Source organism: Salmonella sp. FC25216 (assembly GCF_057751355.1).
The window spans coordinates 447332-470031 of record NZ_JBDGON010000002.1 but is presented as its reverse complement, the minus strand read 5'-3'; the positions used below and the strand labels follow the sequence as shown (position 1 = coordinate 470031).

The 22700-nt window shown below is 49.8% G+C and carries 19 protein-coding genes and 1 pseudogene; 11 read left to right on the top strand and 9 right to left on the bottom strand.

The annotated features are described in order from the left end of the window. Positions 1–2: 2 nt before the first annotated feature. From AC3G3F_RS05645 to AC3G3F_RS05625, 5 genes are all read left to right on the top strand, one after another. Positions 3–650, top strand: coding sequence for an amino acid ABC transporter permease (locus AC3G3F_RS05645; RefSeq protein ID WP_079796371.1), 648 nt, complete (start codon positions 3–5; stop codon positions 648–650). Positions 651–676: 26 nt separating this feature from the next. Next, positions 677–1408, top strand: a complete 732-nt coding sequence (locus tag AC3G3F_RS05640) for an amino acid ABC transporter ATP-binding protein (RefSeq protein ID WP_023249449.1) — start codon at positions 677–679, stop codon at positions 1406–1408. Continuing rightward, a complete protein-coding gene (locus AC3G3F_RS05635) occupies positions 1405–2085 on the top strand; it encodes an amino acid ABC transporter permease (RefSeq protein ID WP_085347881.1) in 681 nt (226 codons plus the stop codon). Before AC3G3F_RS05640 ends, AC3G3F_RS05635 begins: the two co-directional genes overlap by 4 nt. 138 nt (positions 2086–2223) lie before the next feature. Next, positions 2224–3765, top strand: coding sequence for a glycosyltransferase family 39 protein (locus AC3G3F_RS05630; protein ID WP_053509765.1), 1542 nt, complete (start codon positions 2224–2226; stop codon positions 3763–3765). 496 nt (positions 3766–4261) lie between these two features. Further along, positions 4262–4924, top strand: coding sequence for a class I SAM-dependent methyltransferase (locus AC3G3F_RS05625; RefSeq protein WP_053509767.1), 663 nt, complete (start codon positions 4262–4264; stop codon positions 4922–4924). Positions 4925–5210: 286 nt separating this feature from the next. Here AC3G3F_RS05625 and cybB read toward each other — a convergent pair whose 3' ends face one another. The 3 genes from cybB to hrpA form a co-directional block, all read right to left on the bottom strand. Then, positions 5211–5741 carry a cytochrome b561 gene (cybB, locus tag AC3G3F_RS05620; RefSeq protein WP_023249454.1) on the bottom strand — a complete coding sequence of 177 codons (531 nt, stop codon included), beginning with the start codon at positions 5739–5741 and terminating at the stop codon, positions 5211–5213. A gap of 118 nt (positions 5742–5859) precedes the next feature. Then, entirely contained in the window at positions 5860–6660 is an 801-nt protein-coding gene (locus tag AC3G3F_RS05615; protein ID WP_023249455.1) for a YdcF family protein, read from the bottom strand. A gap of 75 nt (positions 6661–6735) precedes the next feature. Beyond that, positions 6736–10638: an ATP-dependent RNA helicase HrpA gene (gene hrpA / locus AC3G3F_RS05610; RefSeq protein WP_488394610.1), complete on the bottom strand. Its 3903-nt coding sequence runs from the start codon at positions 10636–10638 to the stop codon at positions 6736–6738. Between the two features lie 200 nt (positions 10639–10838). Here hrpA and azoR point away from each other — a divergent pair, with 200 nt between their 5' ends. Continuing rightward, on the top strand, positions 10839–11444 hold the full coding sequence (gene azoR, locus AC3G3F_RS05605; protein WP_000048918.1) for an FMN-dependent NADH-azoreductase: 606 nt from the start codon (positions 10839–10841) through the stop codon (positions 11442–11444). Here the strand turns inward: azoR and AC3G3F_RS05600 are convergent. The 4 genes from AC3G3F_RS05600 to AC3G3F_RS05585 form a co-directional block, all read right to left on the bottom strand. Further along, positions 11441–11890 carry a GFA family protein gene (locus AC3G3F_RS05600; RefSeq protein WP_088733942.1) on the bottom strand — a complete coding sequence of 150 codons (450 nt, stop codon included), beginning with the start codon at positions 11888–11890 and terminating at the stop codon, positions 11441–11443. The genes azoR and AC3G3F_RS05600 overlap by 4 nt on opposite strands. A 263-nt stretch (positions 11891–12153) precedes the next feature. Beyond that, positions 12154–12477 (bottom strand): YdbL family probable chaperone protein, encoded by a 324-nt coding sequence (locus tag AC3G3F_RS05595; RefSeq protein ID WP_079796369.1) that lies wholly within the window; start codon positions 12475–12477, stop codon positions 12154–12156. A gap of 7 nt (positions 12478–12484) precedes the next feature. Further along, positions 12485–12676, bottom strand: a complete 192-nt coding sequence (locus AC3G3F_RS05590) for a YnbE family lipoprotein (protein ID WP_000784063.1) — start codon at positions 12674–12676, stop codon at positions 12485–12487. Then, on the bottom strand, positions 12676–15312 hold the full coding sequence (locus tag AC3G3F_RS05585) for a YdbH family protein (protein WP_488394607.1): 2637 nt from the start codon (positions 15310–15312) through the stop codon (positions 12676–12678). Before AC3G3F_RS05585 ends, AC3G3F_RS05590 begins: the two co-directional genes overlap by 1 nt. A gap of 266 nt (positions 15313–15578) precedes the next feature. On the opposite strand from AC3G3F_RS05585, the gene ldhA reads away from it, so the two are divergent. Both ldhA and hslJ read left to right on the top strand, forming a co-directional pair. Continuing rightward, positions 15579–16568, top strand: a complete 990-nt coding sequence (gene ldhA, locus AC3G3F_RS05580) for a D-lactate dehydrogenase (RefSeq protein WP_023176388.1) — start codon at positions 15579–15581, stop codon at positions 16566–16568. Positions 16569–16678: 110 nt separating this feature from the next. Further along, entirely contained in the window at positions 16679–17089 is a 411-nt protein-coding gene (gene hslJ / locus AC3G3F_RS05575) for a heat shock protein HslJ (RefSeq protein WP_023249460.1), read from the top strand. Between the two features lie 43 nt (positions 17090–17132). On the opposite strand, the gene AC3G3F_RS05570 is transcribed toward hslJ, so the two are convergent. After that, positions 17133–17399, bottom strand: a complete 267-nt coding sequence (locus AC3G3F_RS05570) for a putative hemolysin (RefSeq protein WP_001200680.1) — start codon at positions 17397–17399, stop codon at positions 17133–17135. Here AC3G3F_RS05570 and AC3G3F_RS05565 point away from each other — a divergent pair. From AC3G3F_RS05565 to uspF, 3 genes and pseudogenes are all read left to right on the top strand, one after another. Then, positions 17315–17615, top strand: a pseudogene (locus AC3G3F_RS05565) (reverse transcriptase). The gene AC3G3F_RS05570 and the pseudogene AC3G3F_RS05565 sit on opposite strands and share 85 nt — an antisense overlap. A gap of 60 nt (positions 17616–17675) precedes the next feature. Next, positions 17676–21200, top strand: coding sequence for a pyruvate:ferredoxin (flavodoxin) oxidoreductase (nifJ, locus tag AC3G3F_RS05560; protein ID WP_053529037.1), 3525 nt, complete (start codon positions 17676–17678; stop codon positions 21198–21200). A 481-nt stretch (positions 21201–21681) separates the two neighbouring features. Further along, positions 21682–22116 (top strand): universal stress protein UspF, encoded by a 435-nt coding sequence (gene uspF, locus AC3G3F_RS05555; RefSeq protein WP_001082292.1) that lies wholly within the window; start codon positions 21682–21684, stop codon positions 22114–22116. 52 nt (positions 22117–22168) lie between these two features. On the opposite strand, the gene AC3G3F_RS05550 is transcribed toward uspF, so the two are convergent. Continuing rightward, complete coding sequence (locus tag AC3G3F_RS05550; protein WP_023249463.1) at positions 22169–22507, bottom strand: SMR family transporter; 339 nt, start codon at positions 22505–22507, stop codon at positions 22169–22171. Positions 22508–22700: the final 193 nt, after the last annotated feature.

Here is a 22700-nt window from a genome sequence, read left to right as displayed (position 1 = left end):
CTATGTCATCAAGTAACATATTGACTACCTTTTATTTCTTACTGGAAGGAATTGGTAATACGCTGCTTGTAACATTCACATGTTTTTTCTCAGCGTTTTTTACCGGGCTTACAGTCGCCGTATTACGGCGACTATCCCCCCTCCCATTACAGAAGATACTCGACATACTGGTGTTTACTGTTCGGGGAATTCCTATACTTATTGCTGTTTTTCTTGTTTATTTTGGATTGTCATCGATTGGTATATATGTTTCGCCCCTGTTGGCTATGAATCTCAGCGTCGGCTTAATCAGCGGGAGTTACCTTGCAGAGGTGTTTAGAGGGGCCCTTAAATTAGTTGAGCCATTTGAAATTACGGCAGCGAAAGTAGCCGGATTGAGTCGGTTACAGATTATAATAAACATTGAACTACCACAGATGCTGCGCTTTTCCGTACCTGGCATTATCAATGAATTTTCTTCTGTATTAAAAGCGACGCCCTTTGCTTATACCGTGGGTATTTCTGAGATAACGAAGCAGGCAATGTCTTTGACAGCCATCACTCTGAACGGGTTACAGATATATACTCTTGCAGCGGTCTTATATTTCATTGTTTATAAAATTTTTGTTCTTCTGGCTGGATTCTTTGCGAAAAAGTATCGCATTAGTTGAAGCAAAAAAAAATAGAGGTGATATACATGGCTTTAATAGAACTAAAAAAAATAAGCAAAGAATACTCAGGAAAAAAGGTTCTTGATACGGTTAGCCTGAAAATTGAACCTGGAGAAATGAAAGTTATTATGGGGCCATCCGGATGTGGAAAAACCACGCTTTTACGCTGTCTGGTTCGACTGGAAAATCCTGATTATGGTAATATTTACTTTCACGGAAGGAATGTTTATGACAAAGAATTTAATATTCTTGAGTTCAGAAAAAAAGTCGGTTGTGTCTTCCAGAACTACGCTTTATATCGTCATCTTAATGTCATAGATAATATTACCCTTGCCCTATGCAAAGTGTTTGATATGCCCGGACAGCTAGCCCGGGAGAAAGCCTTACATGAGCTACAAAAACTTGACATGGCCTCACATAGCGCGAAATATCCTTCGCAGTTATCAGGCGGACAACAACAGCGTGTGGCCCTGGTCCGCACAATGGTCACCGACCCCGAACTCATTATTTTCGATGAGCCGACGTCTGCACTTGATCCGCTCATGACTCGTGAGGTCGGGATGTTGATCAAACAACTTCATGACAATGGCGTCACGATATTATGCGTCACCCATGATATTCGTCTCGCCAGGTTATTAAGCAATGACGTAACGTTTCTTAATCATGGTAAAATTCGGGCTGAAGGCGCTTTTTCCGATCTTGCCTCACGAGAAACAGATCCGGATATTCACTGTTTTTTTAGCGAGGCACAACTATGATCGCTGGCTGGTCTCTCTTCTTTAATGACCTGGCTGAACAGCTTCCACTTGTTGTGGACGGTATTAAAGAAACCTGTAAACTTGCGCTGATCGTTTCCATCACTGGATTTTTGTGGGGAATTATCATTTTTTTTCTGAGCCTTAGCCATCGACCAGCGGTAAAAGCCATAACTCTGATGTACATGGATTTCTTTATCGGTACGCCACTCATTCTTATTTTGTTTGTTATCTATTATGGTTTACCTCAATTGGGCATTCACCTGTCCTCTTTTACCGTAGCAGTAACAGGGTTTACCCTAAATGTCGGCGCATATAATGCCGCGTATATGACAACTGCCTATAACGCATTGAATAAATATGAAACTGAGGCGGCAATCGTTCAGGGTTTTAACAAACGGCAGGTCTTTTTGTGGATTATACTGCCTCAGGTACTGCTGTCTTCCATTCCAGCCTTAACTAATCAGGTGATTAATAATCTTAAAGACAGCACCATCGTTTTTCTTATCCAATATACAGAATTTTTCGCGCGAATTCAGGAAGTTGCTGCAACTAATTTTAAATTCTTCCATGCTTACCTTTTTGCTGCCGTAGTGTATCTTACAGGCGTTACCTTTATTGTCAGTTTAACCCGATTTTTGGAACGTAGATTGCTTCGCCATTACGCTCAGGATTACTGAGTTGAACAGTGTTATTCTGATTAATTCATCTCTGACTATTAGCAAAGTTATTTTTATTTATTGTTGGTTAAGGTTTTACCCTACATTATTGCGTTAGGTATCTATCCTGGTCTGAGTCTTACTCCATTGAGGATATTCATGGCGCTACCACAACTATCAATATGGGAGCCCGGTAATGGGTTAAGAAAAATAAAGTATAAATATCATGTTCGTCTCATTGTCATGTTCTCCGTCATTATACGGTTGTTGTTTTTAACTGACCGCTACCTTTGGTGTGACGAAGCGTCCAGCGTGCTTATTAGTCGCCATAATGTAGATAGCCTGCTCTTCCATGCCGCTTTTGACGTGCATCCTCCGCTTTATTATCTGTTACTACATGACTGGATGATATTATTGGGTGACAGCATTACAGCGGTACGCTCTCTCAGTCTACTTTTTGGGATTCTGACAGTTGCGTTGGTTATCGCACTTACACGCTGGCTGGCGAATGAACGTACAGCGTTATTGGCGGGATGGTTCGTGGCCTTGATGCCGATGGCAGTACATTACAGTCAGGAAACGCGCATGTACGCGTTATTAGGAATGCTAACGCTCGCTGCCGCGTTAGCACTGATGATGTGGGTAAAAACACCCGTAAATAATCGCTATCTTGTAGCGTATGCTTTGCTCATGACATTCAGCTTTTATACCCATTATTTCACCATATTTGTACTTATTGCCCACTGGATCGCAGTAACAATATTATCCTGCCAGAGCCATAAAACGACCTGCTACCTTAAACTTCCTGGCTGGTGGTTTGCTAACCTGGCGATTGCTGTAGTTTATCTCCCCTGGTTGCCCGTATTGTTTAATTTATTGACTCATATGGCGCAGTTGAGAGCCGGTAATGATATCGGTTGGATTGCACCCATAACATGGCGTGATCTGCCTGCTATGTACTGGCATTTTTTTACCGGAAACAACGGACAGGATTTTCCGGCGATCATTCTGTGGCTGGCGGCGGGAAGTTTTATCGGTACTGTGGGGCGAATATCTTTATGCAACGGAGAAAATGAAAGATATCGGCTGATATTATTTTGTAATTTGGTCATCCCTGTGACGCTGGTATTTCTCATTTCCTGGTGGATGCCATTATTTATCGATCGTTATTTCTTCTTCTCATCGCTAAGCATTCCTCCCCTGCTCGCGGCATTGCTCACCCGCGTAAAAAAAGCGTTTTGTGGATTCTGTTTTCTCGTATTTACTTTATTATTCGGTTATGGTTTATATCATAATAATCCTACGCGTAAAGATGAGTTTAAGCCACTGGTAAACTATATCAACACCCGCTACCAACCTAATGATGCCGTGATAGTCAGTAAAATGTTCGATTATTTAAGCTATGTGTATTATAACAGACGAGATTATCGTACGTTTCTTTATACACCGCCTAACGCAGATGGAACATCAGGCAGACCAAACGCCTATGGATTTGGCTCTCTGTTCTATGCGCAAGCCGATCAAACATATATTGATAATCTAACAACGCTTTCAAAACGTCACCATCGTGTCTGGTTGATAAGCGGCGGCAACTTCTGCCGGGATTACCCCTTGCCGCCAGAATGGAAAAATATCGCAAGCTTCAGAAGTGGTAGATTTCAGGTACAATTATTTGTAATACCGGGTCAACAAGCGCGTTAAATTCGATGATTATTGTTTTCTATCCAGTGCGGTGATATACAGTACAGTCACTGCCAGGCCGCCAAACAGTAAACTCCAGGCAAACGCGTCAAAAACCTCAATCATATCTCCTCCGGGTAGGAAATATTTAACTGCCTTATTAACTCAGGATAGGTATGTCTATCTTATCATAACGTTTAAAATATCAACACATGTGCAATAATCGTTTTATATGTGCGAATAAATACTTTCCTCCTGTATTTAATTGGATTGTCGCTGTCGCAAGGATTAATATGTGAATGATAGTGATTATTAATCATCGGTTTATAATAATATGACTCATCGATATCCCTCATCAGCAATCATTATCCTCGACCTTCTTTAAAATCAGATAACAGCTTAATTCACGATCTCGATTTCATGCTGAGTATTAAATTACTCACCCATCTGATTAATGCTTGCCTAACGATTACTTCGTTGCTTTAATCCCACTGCGAAATTATTTAGTGAGAGAACAATGAAGCATACACAACAATCAGGCGCAAAAGTCTATAACCCCTTCACGCTTAGCTTATATGACTGGTGGGTACTAAATATCTCAAACAAATATGCCTGGAAGTGTCCTACTGATACGCGACTACTTCCTTTCTTCCTGCATCACATGGGCGAGACTCACCTGGATATTGGCGTAGGCACAGGTTATTACCTGAAACATGCGCCTGCGACTCATGCCATTTCGCTGATGGATTTAAATCCGGATAGCCTGAAAATAGCCGCCAGCCGGGTGGGTAATACGAAAATCCGCGCCACGCTACAACATGATGTTTTCGACACGTTCCCGGCGGACTGGCACGGACGCTTCGATTCTGTTTCTATGTACTATCTTCTGCACTGCTTACCCGGTGAGATGACAACAAAAGCGAAAGCAATTAAAAATGCCGGTATGGCGCTTAAACCCGGCGGCACGCTTTTTGGTGCCACGATTCTGGGCAAAGAGGTTCCTCACAATGCTTTTGGCAAGAAATTGATGGCTGTTTATAACAAGAAAGGAATATTCAGTAATACCAATGACTCAGCCGATACGTTACGCAGCGTGTTGGTCGAACATTTCGCTAAGGTGACATTGGAGCAACATGGCGCCGTCGCGCTATTTTCCGCCACCACGCCACGTTCATCGTAAGAGTAGGCACTTCCGCCCGGTCGGACAGCGCGATCTTGTGGGTTTAACCCATTGATTAAACATTGGATCACGGGATAGTAATTGTTTATTTTATTTGTCATACAAATAAGTATAATACCCGCTTCCGATGTAGACCCGTTCTCCTTCGCCTGCGTCACGGGTCTCGGTTAGACGCAGGCGTTTTCTGTACTGAATACGCCATCCCCACTGATACATGCCCTGCTCGCCTAAAGCGGCAATTAATCGAAATACCAGACCCGGCGACAAACGCCATAAAAGGGAAGGTTCAGGAACGCTTACGCGGCATCATCCGTAACAACGTATTGTCTTTCCAGAAATAGTGATGTATCAGAGCAGCAACGGCATGAAGTCCAATAACAAAATAGCCCAGATTCGCCAGCGTGACGTGCCAGGATTTCAGCATATCCACACGTTCGAAGTTAGCTTCGGCGGCATGGGGCATGACAATACCAAATGCGACCCAGGGATTGCCGCGGTTATACATCATCACCAGACCAATAACAGGCAGCGCTATAAATAGCAGGTAAATCACCAGATGCCCCAAATGCGCCATTCCGGTCATCATCGGTGTTGGACGGGGAATAATGGGCGGCGTGGGATATTTCAGCCGAATAAACAAGCGCGCCACCATTAAAAGCAAAATAGTGATACCACATGAAACGTGCGTCATATTAAACCAGGGTCGGTAACTACGCGGCGCAAAACCGCGTAGCTCCATCGCGGCATAAGCCACAATAACCAGAAAAAAGACTAACCAGTGAATGCCAATTTGCAGGCCGGAATACTTATTGCCCATAACGCGTCCTGAATGAAAACCGTAAAGCGACAACATAACCAGCTTTTATAAATAATTCATCAAATTTATGAGGTGGTGGTGTCGCACTTGCCCGTTCCCCCTCACAAACGGGCGATTTTTAGCACAACGCTCGCTGATCTAACGCACTGCGCAGTGTAGTATCTGCCTGCAATACCTGCCACGCGGTTTCAACATCGCGTGGGATATCTACGTGAATAATAAAATCTTTACCGCGCGGTCCATATCCCGTTTCATCGTCGCGCAAACGTGGCAATTCGCCCGCAATCAGAGACAGATAACGCTCTACCGTCCAGACGCCCTCTTCAGCATCGGTAAATCCTGTACCGCCATTAAAATGGCGCAGTACCGGAACAAAACCAGGAAAACTCAGCCAGCGCGGCGCATCGGTGTCGTCGTTTGTCACGCGCCGGAAGGTCGCAATAGTGCGCCGCTGCATGGTGGGGTCTTGCACAACGATAGCCGTGTTAATGTTTTCTTTCGCCTGACGGAGCAATGCGCAGGAGAAACGCGCATTTTCGCCGCAATTAGTCGACTGATCTTCCAGCCAAATTCTCTCAGCCGGAATATGCCAGAACTGGTTCGCAATATCAGCGAGGATAGCGGCTTCGGCGCGTCCGGTTGTACAAATAGTGTGGTAGCGCGGATGCCGGGCGATCGCGGCGTACAAAAACGGCGTTGAATGACCAATGCCGCCGCTAATCAGTAAAGGAACACCCTGCGCTTTGGCGATGCGACAAGCCGCGTCGATAGTGGGGATCACCGCATTGCCCGCCAGGACGACGCAATCTGACGAATAAGGTTGTTCGCCGGAAAAATCATTTTGCGCCAGCCACTGTCCGACGGTATTCACCGCCAGCAATGTTGCCCCGGAGAGTACCGGAAATGGCTTTGTATTCATTATTCCTCCTTTTTGTTCCTGACAGGCTAGCGAACTCGTACCGGATCTCTTTGAAAGACGTCGTCGCCTGGCTTTTTAGGCCGTAATTTGATCCATGGCCTGTAAAATACGCTTATCGGAAATAGGATAAGGCGTACCGAGCTGTTGGGCGAAGTAACTGACGCGCAGCTCTTCAATCATCCAACGGATTTGTTTGACATCATCATCCTCGCGACGCGCTGGAGGCAGTTTGTTTATCCATTGTTGCCACGCCTGCTGGACGCTTTCGACTTTCAGCATTTGCGCCCGATCGCGGTGCGGATCGATCGCCAGTTTCTCCAGTCGCTTTTCAATTGCCTGCAGATAACGCAGCGTATCGCCGAGACGTGTAAAGCCGTTGCCAGTCACAAAACCACGGTATACCAGACCGCTCATCTGCGCCTTGATATCGGAAAGCCCCAACGCCATGCTCATATCCACTCGCCCTTTCAGACGCTTATTGATATTGAATACGGTCGTCAGGATCTGCTCAACCTGCTTCGCGATATCCACCACAGTATCATTCAGCTCGGCACGCACCTTTTCATGTAGTGCGGTGAAACCTGCTTCGCTCCACACCGGCCCGCCGTTGGCATCTATCAGTTTATCTACCCCACAGGCGATACAGTCATCAATCAACTCCAGTACTTTGCCGTACGGGTTAAAGTACAGCCCCAGTTTGGCTTTATTCGGCAATTTCTCATGCAGGTACTTAATCGGTGAGGGAATATTGAGCAACAGCAGACGGCGTAAACCGCCCCACATCGCCTGTTGTTGTTCCAGCGGATTATCGAACAATTTGATAGCGACACTGTCACGCTCATCCACTAACGCTGGCCACGCCTTCACTTTATAATTACCGCGTTTCTGTTCGTAGCTTTCCGGCAGCACGCCGAAACTCCAGATATGCAGCCCGCTCTGCTCGATGCCGTCATCCGCCACCGCTGAGAGCGTCTCCTGCACTTTACCTTTCAGCGCATTTTTAAGTTCGGCGAGCGAACGCCCTTCCTGCAGTTTCTTGTTTTTGTCATTCACGACGCGAAACGTGATTTTCAGATGGTCGGGCACCTGATCCCAATGCCAGTCTTCCCGGTCGACCGTGACGCCAGTCATCCGGCGCAGTTCTCGCTCCAGCGCATCCAGCAGCGGTAGCTCCAGCGGCGTTACGCGACCTAAAAACGCTTCAGCATAGTTTGGCGCCGGAACAAAGTTACGACGTACCGGTTTTGGCAGCGATTTAATCAACGCGATAACTAATTCACGGCGTAATCCTGGGATCTGCCATTCAAAACCGCTCTCGTCAACCTGGTTAAGTAGCGGCAACGGAATATGGACGGTCACGCCGTCAGCATCCGCGCCCGGTTCAAACTGATAGCTCAAACGCAGCTTGAGATTGCCCTGATGCCAGAAGTTCGGGTAATCCAGTTTGCTGATTTTTTCCGCGCCTTCTTTAATCAGCATACTTTTTTCAAAGTTGAGCAGGTCCGGCGTCTCGCGGCTGATTTTTTTCCACCAACTATCAAAGTGGCGGGCGGAAATAACGTCATGGCTAATACGCTGGTCATAAAAATCAAACAGGGTATCGTCATCCACCAGGATATCGCGGCGGCGCGATTTGTGCTCAAGTTCCTCGACTTCCGCACGCAGTTTTAGATTCTCACGGAAGAAGGCATGGCGGGTTTGCCAGTCCCCCTCCACCAGCGCATGGCGGATAAACAACTCGCGACACAACGTTGGGTCAATCTGGCTGTAATTCACTTTGCGCGCGGCGACAATCGGCAGACCGTAGACAGTGACCTTTTCCGTCGCCATCACCGCGCCTTGCGCCCGCTCCCAGTGCGGTTCGCTATATGAGCGCTTAATCAGGTGCTGGGCTACCGGCTCTACCCATTCTGACTCAATGCGGGCAGCGATGCGCCCCCACAAACGGCTGGTCTCCACCAGTTCTGCGACCATCGTCCATTTCGGCGATTTTTTGAATAAACCGGAGCCGGGGAAAATAGAAAATCGGGCGTTACGCGCGCCGGTGTACTCTTGCTTATCGGCATCTTTCATCCCGATATGCGACAACAGCCCCGTTAACAACGCGACGTGAATTTCCCGATACTCTGCTGGTTGGCTGTTTACCGGAATCCCCAGTTCTTTTACCACCTGACGCAGTTGGGTATAGATATCCTGCCACTCACGCACGCGTAAATAGTTTAGATAGTCGGTGCGACACAGACGGCGGAATTGATTCGACGACAGTGCCTTTTGTTGCTCGCCGAGGTAATTCCACAGATTGACAAACGCCAGGAAATCGGACTCTTTATCATGGAAGCGCCGGTGTTTCTCATCGGAAACCTGCTGCTTATCCGCAGGACGTTCGCGCGGGTCCTGAATAGAGAGCGCGGAAGTGATGATCATCGCTTCGCGCACACAGCCATGTTTTTGCGCTTCCAGAACCATACGCGCCAGTCGCGGGTCGACCGGCAACTGGGATAATTGTCGGCCCAGCGGCGTCAGTTTATACACCGTCTGCTGTTCGTCGGCGGTAATCGCCCCCAACTCTTCCAACAAACGCACGCCATCCTGAATATTGCGCTTATCCGGCGCTTCGACAAACGGGAAGGCGGCAATATCACCCAGCCCCAGGGCGGTCATCTGCAAAATGACTGACGCCAGGTTAGTACGCAGAATCTCCGGGTCGGTAAATTCCGGACGTGACAGAAAGTCATCTTCCGAATACAAACGAATGCAGATCCCTTCCGATACGCGCCCACACCGCCCTTTACGCTGGTTGGCGGAAGCCTGTGAGATCGGTTCAATCGGCAGGCGCTGCACTTTAGTGCGGTAGCTGTAGCGGCTGATACGCGCAGTGCCAGGATCGATCACGTATTTGATACCCGGCACCGTCAGCGAGGTTTCCGCCACGTTAGTCGCCAGCACGATACGGCGTCCGCTGTGCGACTGGAAAACGCGGTTCTGTTCGCTGTTCGACAAGCGTGCGTACAGCGGTAACACTTCGGTATGCCGTAAGTTCAGCTTGTTCAGGGCGTCGGCGGTATCGCGAATTTCCCGTTCTCCACTCATAAAAATCAGGATATCGCCGGGACTTTCACGCCCCAGTTCATCAACGGCGTCGAAAATCGCCTGTAACTGATCGCGTTCAGTGTCGTCGGCTTCTTCAACGATGGGGCGATAACGGACTTCTACGGGATATGTTCGGCCAGAGACTTCGATAATCGGCGCGTTATTAAAGTGGCGCGAGAAGCGTTCCGGGTCGATGGTCGCCGAGGTAATAATCACTTTCAGATCGGGACGACGCGGCAGAAGCTCTTTCAGATAGCCGAGCAAGAAGTCAATATTCAGACTACGTTCGTGCGCTTCATCAATAATGATGGTGTCATACTGCATCAATAGCCTGTCCTGCTGGATTTCCGCCAGCAGGATACCGTCCGTCATCAGTTTGACCATGGTATTGCTACTCACATGATCGCTGAAACGCACTTTATAGCCGATGCAGCCGCCCGGCTCCGTTTGCAGCTCTTCGGCAATACGGTTAGCGACGGTGCGCGCCGCCAGGCGGCGCGGCTGAGTATGACCAATAAGTCCTTTAATTCCGCGCCCCAGTTCCATACAAATTTTCGGCAACTGGGTGGTTTTACCGGAACCGGTTTCCCCTGCGACGATCACCACCTGATGGTCGCGGACAGCTTCCAGAATGTCCTGTTTCTTCTGGCTGACAGGCAGATTTTGCGGATAAGTAATTGAGGGCCGGGCCGCTTCGCGCAGGACGACTTGCGCCGCAGCCTGTTCAATTTCTTTCGCCATCGCCTGGTAAATGGCCTGTTGCGCATCAGGATTTTTCACTTTCTTCACGCCATGCAGGCGGCGCGCAAAGCGCTGTCGGTCGCGCAGCATCAGTGAATCCAGCCGCTGCTGTAACGCCTGAAGCGTCAACGTAGATTGTTCTGTCATAAGGATCTTGGGCAGCATTCTGCCTGTTTAAAATCGTTTTAAATGATAGGTATAGAGTACCACATTGGGGCTTGTTGTGCGTTGTTCAATAATTTCGAACAAAGGGTTCGATATATTGCGCTATCCCTGCGACATATTTGTGAATAAAGTGTCAACAAGCAACGGGGCGCGCCCCTTCAAACACATAAAAGGAAACACCCATGAGCAAGGTATTAGTTCTTAAATCCAGTATTCTGGCAGGGTACTCTCAGTCTGGTCTGTTGACTGACTATTTTATTGAACAATGGCGCGAAAAACACGTCGCAGATGAAATTACTGTCCGCGATCTGGCGGCCAATCCTGTTCCGGTGCTGGATGGCGAGCTGGTGGGCGCGATGCGTCCGGGCGATGCGCCTTTAACGCCACGTCAACAGGACGCCCTGGCACTGTCTGATGAACTCATTGCTGAACTGAAAGCCCACGACGTCATCGTTATTGCGGCACCGATGTACAATTTCAATATCCCGACGCAGCTTAAAAACTACTTTGATCTGATTGCCCGCGCCGGTATCACCTTCCGCTATACTGAAAAAGGCCCGGAAGGTCTGGTAACCGGCAAACGCGCGGTGGTTCTCTCCAGCCGCGGCGGTATCCATAAAGACACCCCGACGGATTTGATTGCGCCTTACCTGAAAGTGTTCCTTGGTTTTATCGGTATCACCGACGTGAATTTTGTCTTTGCCGAAGGCATCGCCTACGGGCCGGAAGTGGCGGCTAAAGCCCAGTCCGATGCGAAAGCCGCGATTGACAGCGTGGTGGCCGCCTAAACATTTTCACCTCCCGTTTCGACGGGAGGTGACGTCTTCGGTTCGTAGCGCAAATATCCTATCACGCCCTTACTGTCGCCATCGCTGGGATGTGTTAGCCCATCATTGACGTCAACACAGGCGAAATCAAAAGGCGACACATTTTCAATACATGCCACATTGACCCCATATTGATTGGGATTGGATCGGCGCTGATGAAAAGTATATATTCCGCATACCGAACAGAAAAAATGCACCGCCTTGCCCGTATTGAATCGATATTCGGTAAGCTTATCCTGCCCCTTTACCACCTTAATGCCCGATAGCGGCGCAGAAACCGTCACCGCCCCGCGCATCCGGCAAAACGAACAGTTGCAGCGCCTGGCAGTATGAAAGCCATCGCTAAGCTGAACGGTAAACACGACGCTGCCACAGTGGCAGGCAGCAGATAAGTTTTCAGATGTCATACCCGGTTACTCCCGCGAATAGTGATACCCGACAACAGTATAGAAAGAGCGTTTCTGGTTTAGCTAATCTAAGTACGCCCTCCGTATGTCTGTTTTGAAGCTCAACTGAGATTGTCCATAAATTGCTTTTTTCGGGATATGAATGCGAGACACTCCATCAGAGATGACGCCGCACGGCTATCCTAATTCCGGCGCAAACGACTAAGTTCAGAGATTATCAATATAAAAATGCATTATGCGGTGAAAAAGGTGTCAGACAGCGGTTATTTACGCATCCATTTACCATTAATTCCCTGTACATATTCTCCCGGCCTGGCGCGCTCAACCAGTTTTTGCCCGGCCATCTTCGCCACCTCGTCCACGGGAAGATGATTGCTATCCGCTAACTGCTGATAACTGGCGCGACGGGCGTGATTAATCTCAAGCACCAGTTTCTGGGTTTCGGCATCATTCTTTAAGGCCACCAGATAACCATTCAGCGTTTCCCCTACCCGGCCCTGCGTGCGCGCCTCCTCCAGGGTTAAGGCCCACACAGAAGGTGTGAGCAAACTCAACATCAGCCCCCATAGCATTAAATACTTTTTCATTATGGCCTCAGAATAGATCGCTGCGTGATTTCAGGAGTTCTTCAACATCTTTATCGACTTTGATATGTATTTCATGCTCGATCTTTACATTCATATTGATGGTAATCGGCTGCTCAGGCGCGGCGACTTCAATACGTGGCGTGCAGCCCACCACTATAAATGACGCAAGCGCTGACAGCATGGCAATGCTCATTTTCATTATTTATCCTCACAGTCCTTGTCTTTCCGGCAAGGCGGTTGCGGCAACGCTGTATTTTGTTCAAGCCATGCCTGTAAATTGTCGCCAAAACGCAAACTGCGCCACAGCGTAAACACATTTTCTTCATGGGTATAGTTCAAGTTAACGATCGCGGTTTTACCATCTACCCAGCTTTTGCCGGTAATGGCCGCCTGCATCGTTAATACGCCCAGGTTATCCACGTTAATTTTCGTCCACGAATGCGTAATCTCCATATAACGTAGCCAGTTAATAGCCGAGCCTGCCGTAACATTATCCTTCACCACCGCATCCGCGGTATCTTTATCGATACGCAACGTCATTGGCCCAGGATTGGTAAGCCAGCCATCTTTGATTATCCATTTTTCATTGTTCAGCCACAGCGGCAGCGCGCCGCTGATCGGACCAGACATGGCGAATTGCTTTGGATTTATGGCGCTAATCAATTCGCTGGATGAGATATTTTGTACCCGTAAAAGCGCCGGATCGTGCTGCGGCATCCGCAACTGTTTCATAATGATTTTACCACCCAGCACATCTACGCTGACATCGCTTAGCAGTAATGGATTCGACTCGCTCCAGGGATAACCGCCCTGTAAATCGGCGGTGATATTTTTCGCCGTAACCTGGTTAACTATCTCGGCAATACGCAGCGAGACGGGGCCACGCGTCCCCAATTGCCAGGCGCCCTTGTGAAAGCGAAATGGCAGAATGAAATCGACGCCGTTGATTTTATTATCCGGCATCCAGGCGCTGCCGCCTTTTAACACCCCGTGTCCACCCGCTTCAAACCCCTGCCCCTGTGCGGCGGAAAAAGCGACCTGCACATACAGTGAGCCTTCGCGCAGCGTCATTTTCCAGTCCGGTGGGAGCAACGGCTGAAAAACGATAAGCGACTGCTTCGGCCACCAGGCCTGTCCGCGAAGGCGTTCACCATCCCAACGCCCATTCAGCCGTACCGGCCCTATCGCCCCCGCCCGAAGGTCTCCTTTAAACTGGAACAGGGTCGGCTCGCGACCTTCGATGCTAAAATTAACGGTAGAAGGCGGCAGCACGCTCCCGCTGGTAAATACGGTTTTCCCCGCCTCCAGTGACAGCGCGCCCTGTAGCGACGGCGTTGCGGCATCGCGAACCCAGACAATAGGTTTATCCAGCGCCAGTCTTGGCGATGTGACGGTCATTGCACCATATTGCAACTGATCAAAGCCGGTAGACAGGCTGGTCAGCCTGATGGTGTTATCACGCCATTCCCCCTGTCCGGCGATATCCCAACGGGCGCGCATTGGCGTAAAGCTTCCTTGCCCCCAATAGCGCCACCGCCAGCGACCAGCATCGGGGAGAAAATCATTCGCCTGGCCATCAAGATGAAGAACGAAATCGCCCATTTCATTTTCGTGCGCTCGTAAAATAGCCTGTAACCGGCCATCAACGCCGTGCTGCGTCACCTTGACGCCCGCCAGCGGCCAACGAATTTCATCAATATCTAACGCGTCAATCACCCGTCCGCGCGAGCGCAGCAATGCGCCTGGCGCAAAGGTGAGCTGCGGGTCCGCCAGACTGCCGCGGAGCATGGCTGGCAACACGGCATAAAAGATTAAATCCTTCTGTTTAGCCTCGCCGATAAGCTGTAAAGGCATCGCACTGCTATCCATGCTGAGTTTCCCCGGCCCGATGGTCAGTACAGCGTTCGCTTTACCGGCATCGCCCTGGGTCAGAATATTCAGGCGACCGCTGATCCGCGCATTACCCGGCCCTGCCTGCCAGTTATCGATATTAAAAGCCAGACGCCCGCTCAGGGGGAATCCCTGGTATGGCCAGTTCCAGCGGCCATCGCTGATGGTAAGCCGCTGACGCGTCAACGCCCAGGGGAGATCGAGAATCGGGTCAGGATTGCCTCGCGCCATCACGATAAGCTGTCCGGCGTTATCACGCCACTCCAGTTCCGCATCCACCAGCGACGGTTTCTGCGGCAAACGCAACGTCACCGCCGCATGACCGCTGACCGGCAGGCCATCCGGTACCAGCGGCAACGTAAACTCACCCGCCAGGCTAACGGGAGGTTGGTTCGCCAGTGCGGCGATCTCCAGTTCGCTCACCGTCAACGCCTGACCGCGTAGCTGCCCTTGAAATTTTACTTTTTCGCCCTGATAACGTATCTGCTGAATGACCGGCGTCATGGCGATCGCCAGCTTGCCCTGCCATTCCGGCCAGGGTGCGAGAATGACATTATCAATGTTAATCCAGGTATTGGGCAGCATTGACTGCCACTGCGCCAGCGTACGCGGCGCGGCGGGAGATGCTTCCGAGGCTGGTAGTTTCGCCAGGCACGCGGCATCCAGTTCAAGGCTTTTGATGTTCAGCAACCAACGGCTGGGATGCGTCAGTTCCGCATGGGTAACATTGGCTAACGGACAATCATTGACCAGATAGCGAAGATCGGGAATCACTACCCCATGACGCGTCAGGCGCGGACTTTCTTCCAGGGCGATACGAGTGCCGACGGGTAGCCAAATTCCCGCCAGGGTGGGAACCCACAGCCCCAGGGTCATCAGCAGCGTTAGCGGCACAAGAATCAGCAGTAACAGTAGCGCAAGGGCGGCTTTATATTTACCCTTCATGGGCCAATAATTTCCTGATTTAACGAAGAATTAAGTCGGCTATCTCTTTATTTTGGCATGATTGCCCGTACATAGCCTAATAGTTCATGTTGAAAACGAGTGATGCGTTATGCGCGTTGCAGGGCCACCCTCCTGCTATTTGAGGTATCCTGGAGAAGGATAGCCTAAAATTATTCATTATATGTATTGCTATCAATTATTTTTTATTTTTTGTAAAATAATTTTAATCGTATTTGTGTGATTCTAACATCACTGGAGAAGGTCATATGAAACTTGCCGTCTATAGTACCAAACAGTATGACAAGAAATACCTACAACAGGTGAACGAAGCATTCGGTTTTGAACTGGAGTTTTTTGATTTTCTGCTGACGGAGAAAACGGCGAAAACCGCCAATGGATGCGAAGCGGTTTGTATCTTTGTTAATGACGACGGGAGCCGCCCGGTACTGGAAGAGCTGAAAAAACACGGCGTGAAATACATCGCGCTGCGTTGCGCCGGATTTAATAATGTCGACCTGGATGCCGCTAAAGAGCTCGGTTTGCAGGTGGTGCGCGTGCCGGCTTATTCTCCGGAAGCCGTCGCCGAACATGCGGTTGGCATGATGATGACATTGAACCGTCGTATTCACCGCGCTTATCAACGCACCCGCGACGCTAACTTTTCCCTTGAGGGACTCACCGGATTTACCATGCACGGTAAAACCGCTGGCGTCATTGGTACCGGTAAAATCGGCGTCGCCGCGCTGCGTATCCTGAAAGGCTTCGGAATGCGTCTACTGGCGTTTGATCCCTACCCCAGCGCCGCCGCGCTTGACCTCGGCGTAGAGTATGTGGATCTGCAAACGTTGTTTGCCGAATCGGACGTTATTTCCCTGCACTGCCCGCTCACGCCGGAAAACTACCATTTGCTGAACCATGCGGCATTCGATCAAATGAAAAATGGCGTTATGGTCATTAATACCAGTCGTGGCGCGCTGATTGATTCCCAGGCGGCTATCGAAGCTCTGAAAAATCAGAAAATCGGCTCGCTGGGGATGGATGTGTATGAAAACGAACGCGACCTGTTCTTTGAAGATAAGTCAAACGATGTTATCCAGGATGATGTTTTCCGCCGTCTGTCGGCCTGCCATAACGTACTGTTTACGGGGCACCAGGCATTCCTGACCGCAGAAGCGCTGATCAGCATCTCTGAAACCACGTTACAAAACTTAAGCCAGCTTGAGAAGGGCGAAGCCTGCCCGAACGCGCTGTTCTAATCCTGTCGCTCCCCTACGCTCAGGGGAGCATTTTCGGATAACCCCTGAAGATCTATCCGGTCATATCATTACTATAGTCAGTGTTAACTATCAGATTACAGAGAGTATCAATGAAGAAAATCGTCACGCTGGTCGCCCTGAGTATCATAATGACGGGGTGTGTGAGCAGTGGAAAAGTGTCCGTCAAACGCGAACAACTGGAGCACCACCGATTTGTTCTGGAAAGCGTAAACGGTAAAACGGTCACCGGCCCGGAGCTCAGCTTTGGCGAGGACATGACGGTATCCGGCAAAATGTGCAATCAATTCACCGGCGAAGGAAAATTGTCGGACGGCGAATTAAAAGTGAAAAATTTAGCGATGACCCGAATGATGTGCGCCGATCCGCAGCTTAATGCGCTGGACGGCACCATCAGCGAGGTCTTCAGCAAAGGCGCGCAGGTCGATTTAACCGCAAACCAATTAACGCTGGCGACGGCAGAAACAACGCTAATGTATAAACTGGCGGATTTAGCGCATTAAGCCATTAAGTGAAAAGTTATACGCGCCAGGCGAAACGCCGCGCTTAATAACTCCCACAGCTTCCAGCGGCAAGCGACTGCTCGCTACAACGTTTGCCGTTGGGAAGCGCGCACATACCAATCACTGAACCATCAAGCTGCCGGGCCGCTGAAAGCGAGCCGCCAATCATAGCGCAATTCGCCTCTCCGGCGCTGGACATCGCCGCTTTCATCCCTGGCGAAACATGTGCCGCAGTTGCCTGCTGAACAGGTTCGCTACTGCAAGCCGATAATAATAACGCGGCACATCCCACCCAAAACGCTGCGCGCATTTCTCTCCCCTCTGTTTATTTATCCCAACGACACCGCCCTAAATAATAGGCAGCAGAAACTGACGCGTCGAGAGGCAAAGCACGCATTTATGCGCTTCATTAACATTTATTGGCAATTTTTTTGCGCCTTTTCGGCAAGAAACCGCCATTCTCCTCCCGCCAGGGACACAAAAGCGAAAATGGGGCTTGAAGGGCTTTGCTAAAATAAAAGGATAACTACAGGACGCGCTCACGATTAGGCGTGTCCCTCTTTTTTGCGCAATGTAAGGGTGTCATATGCAAACAATTGACGGTAATGGCGCGGTAGCGTCGGTGGCGTTCCGTACCAGCGAAGTTATCGCCATTTACCCGATTACGCCCAGTTCGACAATGGCTGAACAAGCAGATGCCTGGGCCGGTAATGGGCTTAAAAATGTCTGGGGCGATACGCCGCGTGTGGTAGAGATGCAGTCGGAAGGCGGCGCGATCGCCGCCGTTCACGGCGCGTTACAAACCGGTTCGCTCTCTACGTCATTTACATCATCGCAGGGACTGCTGCTGATGATTCCAACGCTGTATAAACTGGCCGGGCAGCTCACGCCGTTTGTACTGCACGTTGCCGCGCGCACCGTCGCCACACACGCGCTCTCTATTTTTGGCGACCATTCTGATGTGATGGCGGTTCGCCAGACAGGCTGCGCGATGTTATGCGCCGCCAGTGTTCAGGAAGCGCAGGACTTTGCGCTGATCGCACACAGGGCTACGCTGAAAAGCCGCGTTCCGTTTATTCATTTCTTTGATGGTTTCCGTACATCGCATGAAATCAACAAAATTATACCGCTAACGGATGAAACTATTCTGAACCTGATGCCGCAGGCGGAGATTGACGCCCACCGCGCCCGTGCTCTGAATCCGGAACATCCGGTGATTCGAGGAACATCAGCGAATCCGGACACGTACTTCCAGTCTCGCGAAGCGACCAATCCGTGGTACAACGCCGTTTATGATCACGTAGAACAGGCGATGAAGGCATTTGGCGATGCTACGGGGCGCCAGTACCAGCCATTTGAATATTATGGCCATCCCCTGGCTGAACGCGTCATCATTGTGATGGGGTCCGCCCTCGGCACCTGCGAAGAGGTCGTGGATGCGTTACTTGTCCGCGGAGAAAAGGTCGGCGTCCTGAAAGTCCGTCTGTTCCGCCCCTTCTCGGCCAAACATTTGTTACAGGCATTGCCGGAAACCGTTCGCGCTATCGCCGTGCTGGATCGTACCAAAGAGCCTGGCGCGCAGGCTGAGCCGCTTTATCTGGACGTGATGACCGCACTGGCGGAGGCCTTTAATAATGGCGAGCGCGAAACGTTGCCGCGCACCATTGGCGGCCGTTATGGGCTATCATCCAAAGAGTTCGGCCCGGCGTGCGTACTGGCGGTCTTTAATGAACTCAGCCGCGCGAAACCCAAACCACGGTTTACGGTGGGTATTTATGACGACGTCACTAACCTCTCGCTGCCATTACCGGAAAATACCCTGCCCGGTAGCGCTAAACTGGAAGCGTTATTTTACGGTCTGGGAAGCGACGGCAGCGTATCGGCCACGAAAAATAATATTAAAATTATCGGTAATTCTACGCCGTGGTATGCGCAAGGTTATTTCGTTTATGACTCTAAAAAAGCTGGCGGGCTCACGGTATCGCACCTGCGCGTCAGCGAAAAACCAATTCGTTCCGCTTACTTAATTGCCCAAGCGGATTTTGTCGGCTGCCATCAATTACAATTTATCGATAAATACCAGATGGCGGAGCGTCTGAAGCCAGGCGGTATCTTCCTGCTTAACACGCCGTACAGCGCCGACGAGGTCTGGTCGCGTCTGCCGCAAGAAGTTCAGGCGGTGTTGAATCAGAAAAAGGCGCGTTTTTACGTGGTTAACGCGGCGAAAATCGCCCGCGAATGCGGACTTGGCGCACGCATCAATACCGTCATGCAGATGGCTTTCTTCCACCTGACGCATATTCTTCCTGGCAATAACGCTCTGGTTGAGTTGCAGGGCGCGATTGCCAAAAGCTATAGCAGCAAAGGTCAGGATCTGGTTGAGCGTAACTGGCAGGCGTTGGCTCTGGCACAAGCGTCGCTGGCGGAAGTGCCGTTGCAGGCGGTCAATTCCCACAGCGCACATCGCCCGCCGGTCGTCTCCGACGCCGCGCCGGATTTCGTAAAAACCGTTACCGCCGCCATGTTGGCGGGTCTTGGCGACGCACTGCCTGTTTCCGCCCTGCCGCCGGACGGAACATGGCCGATGGGCACCACCCGCTGGGAAAAACGCAATATCGCCGAAGAGATTCCTGTCTGGAAAGAGGAACTGTGTACACAATGTAATCACTGCGTCGCCGCCTGCCCTCACTCGGCGATTCGTGCGAAAGTCGTTTCCCCTCAGGCGATGGAGAACGCGCCGGCCAGCCTGCATTCGCTGGACGTGAAGTCCCGCGATATGCGCGGCCAGAAATATGTGCTGCAGGTCGCGCCAGAAGACTGTACTGGCTGTAATTTATGCGTAGAGGTCTGCCCGGCTAAAGATCGGCAAAATCCACAGATCAAGGCGATTAACATGATGTCGCGCCTTGAGCATGTGGAAGAAGAAAAAGTGAATTATGACTTCTTCCTCGACTTACCAGAAATCGATCGCAGCAAACTGGAACGGATTGATATCCGCACGTCGCAGCTCATTACGCCGCTGTTTGAATATTCCGGCGCCTGTTCCGGTTGCGGTGAAACGCCGTATATTAAACTGCTGACTCAGTTATATGGCGACAGAATGTTAATCGCTAACGCCACGGGATGTTCCTCTATTTACGGCGGTAACTTACCCTCCACGCCTTATACCACCGATGCCAACGGACGCGGCCCGGCGTGGGCGAACTCGTTATTTGAAGATAACGCGGAATTTGGTCTTGGTTTCCGTCTGAGCGTGGATCAGCATCGGGCGCGCGTTATGCGTTTACTGGCGCAATTCGCCGATCGCATTCCCGCGGAATTAAACGAGGCGCTGCATACGGAAGCGACGCCTGATATTCGGCGTGAACAGGTCGCCGCATTGCGCCAACATCTGAAATCGGTTGCAGGCGCAGATGAACTGTTAAAGGATGCTGATGCGCTGGTGGAAAAATCAATCTGGCTGATTGGCGGCGATGGTTGGGCATACGACATCGGCTTTGGCGGTTTGGATCATGTGTTAAGCCTGACGGAAAACGTCAATATCCTGGTTCTGGATACGCAGTGTTATTCCAATACTGGTGGCCAGGCGTCGAAGGCGACGCCGCTTGGCGCCGTCACTAAGTTTGGCGAACATGGCAAACGTAAAGCCCGTAAAGACCTTGGCGTCAGCATGATGATGTATGGTCATGTTTATGTCGCACAAATTTCGCTGGGCGCACAATTAAACCAGACGGTGAAAGCCATCCAGGAGGCTGAAGCCTGGCCAGGCCCGTCGCTGATCATTGCCTACAGCCCCTGTGAGGAGCATGGCTACGATCTGGCGCTGAGCCACGATCAGATGCGCCAGTTAACGGCTACCGGTTTCTGGCCGTTATACCGCTTCGATCCCCGCCGTGCGGATGAAGGCAAGCCGCCGCTGGCACTGGATTCCCGACCACCGTCAGATGCACTGGCGGAAACGTTGCTGAATGAACAGCGTTTCCGTCGCCTGAATGCGCAACAGCCTGAAGTGGCTGAACAATTATGGCAAGATGCCGCGATGGATCTGCAAAAACGCTATGACTTTCTTGCATTGCTTGCAGGAAAAGCGGAAAAACCCGGCGCAGATTAAAAAATATTCTAAGGATTAACCTGGACACAAAAAAAGCCCGAACATCCGTTCGGGCTTGTCAATTTATACGCTGGAAAGCAAAGGTTAACGCAATGGCCCAACGACAAAATGAATATGTGACAATAAAGGCATATAACAGACGTAGAATATCGAAACCGAATGATATTGTATAATTTTTATTTCATATAATATACCTGAAAGCATTCGTATCAATTATATTTATTTCACTACGAATTATTTCATTAATTATTGAATTAAACGGTAACATCTCTTTTTAGGTCTTTCCCGGCAAGGAGGAAATAGAGTCTTAGCGTCAACCCGCTGATTATTTACAGGGAATACTCTTTATATTACGCCATCATCCCTTGTTGATAGCCCCCTCAGACCACCGTGGAGCAGCACCTAAAATGTGACGTATGTCATTGTACATAAAGTGCCATTAGGGAGTAGAATTTCAGAGGATACTTAAACAGGAGGTTTTATGAACAGAACGATTCTTGTACCCATCGATATTTCAGATTCAGAATTAACTCAACGCGTAATTGCGCATGTCGAAGCAGAAGCAAAGATTGACGACGCTAAGGTGCACTTTTTGACTGTAATCCCGTCTTTGCCTTATTACGCTTCACTAGGGCTCGCTTATTCCGCGGAGCTCCCCGCAATGGACGATCTGAAAGCCGAAGCCAAATCTCAACTGGAAGCGATTATCAAGAAATTTAACCTTCCCGCTGACCGCGTACAGGCTCACGTTGCTGAAGGCTCTCCTAAAGATAAAATTCTGGAAATGGCGAAAAAATTACCGGCCGATATGGTGATTATCGCCTCGCATCGCCCGGATATTACCACCTATTTGCTGGGCTCCAACGCCGCAGCCGTTGTGCGTCATGCGGAGTGCTCCGTACTGGTTGTACGCTAAAAGTCCGAGCCCGCATAATAGAGTGCGGGCTCAAATCAACCATCATCATCGCCTAGTGACTTACGCTTTTTGAAAACAGATTGATCACAATTACGCCGCAGATGATAAGCAACATACCAACGATTGCCGGCATATCCAGTTTTTGGCCCAGAAATAACCATCCCATCAATCCAATAAGTACAATCCCTACCCCAGACCAGATGGCATAAATGATACCAGCAGGGATGGTTCGCATTGGGATGGTGAGACACCAAAACGCAATACAATATCCGATAATGGTAACGAGGCTCGGTACAAGACGTGTAAAACTATCCGATAATTTTAATGAGATCGTAGCGATAACTTCTACCACGATGGCGATAAAAAGGAAGATTACAGCTTCTTTAGTCATACATTTCTTCTTCGTTTCGGTATTTTTAGGCGATGATGATATTTTAAGTAATCCTGGTGACCATTTTTTCCCTCTTGTTCGCTATTTTGCCCCATATTTGCCACCGGGAAAAGTCTTCAACTTGCTTCATCTATGCTCTGCAAATTAGCGGTCGAAAAACATCAAATAGTGACCAGACACTCCTTTTTTGTTG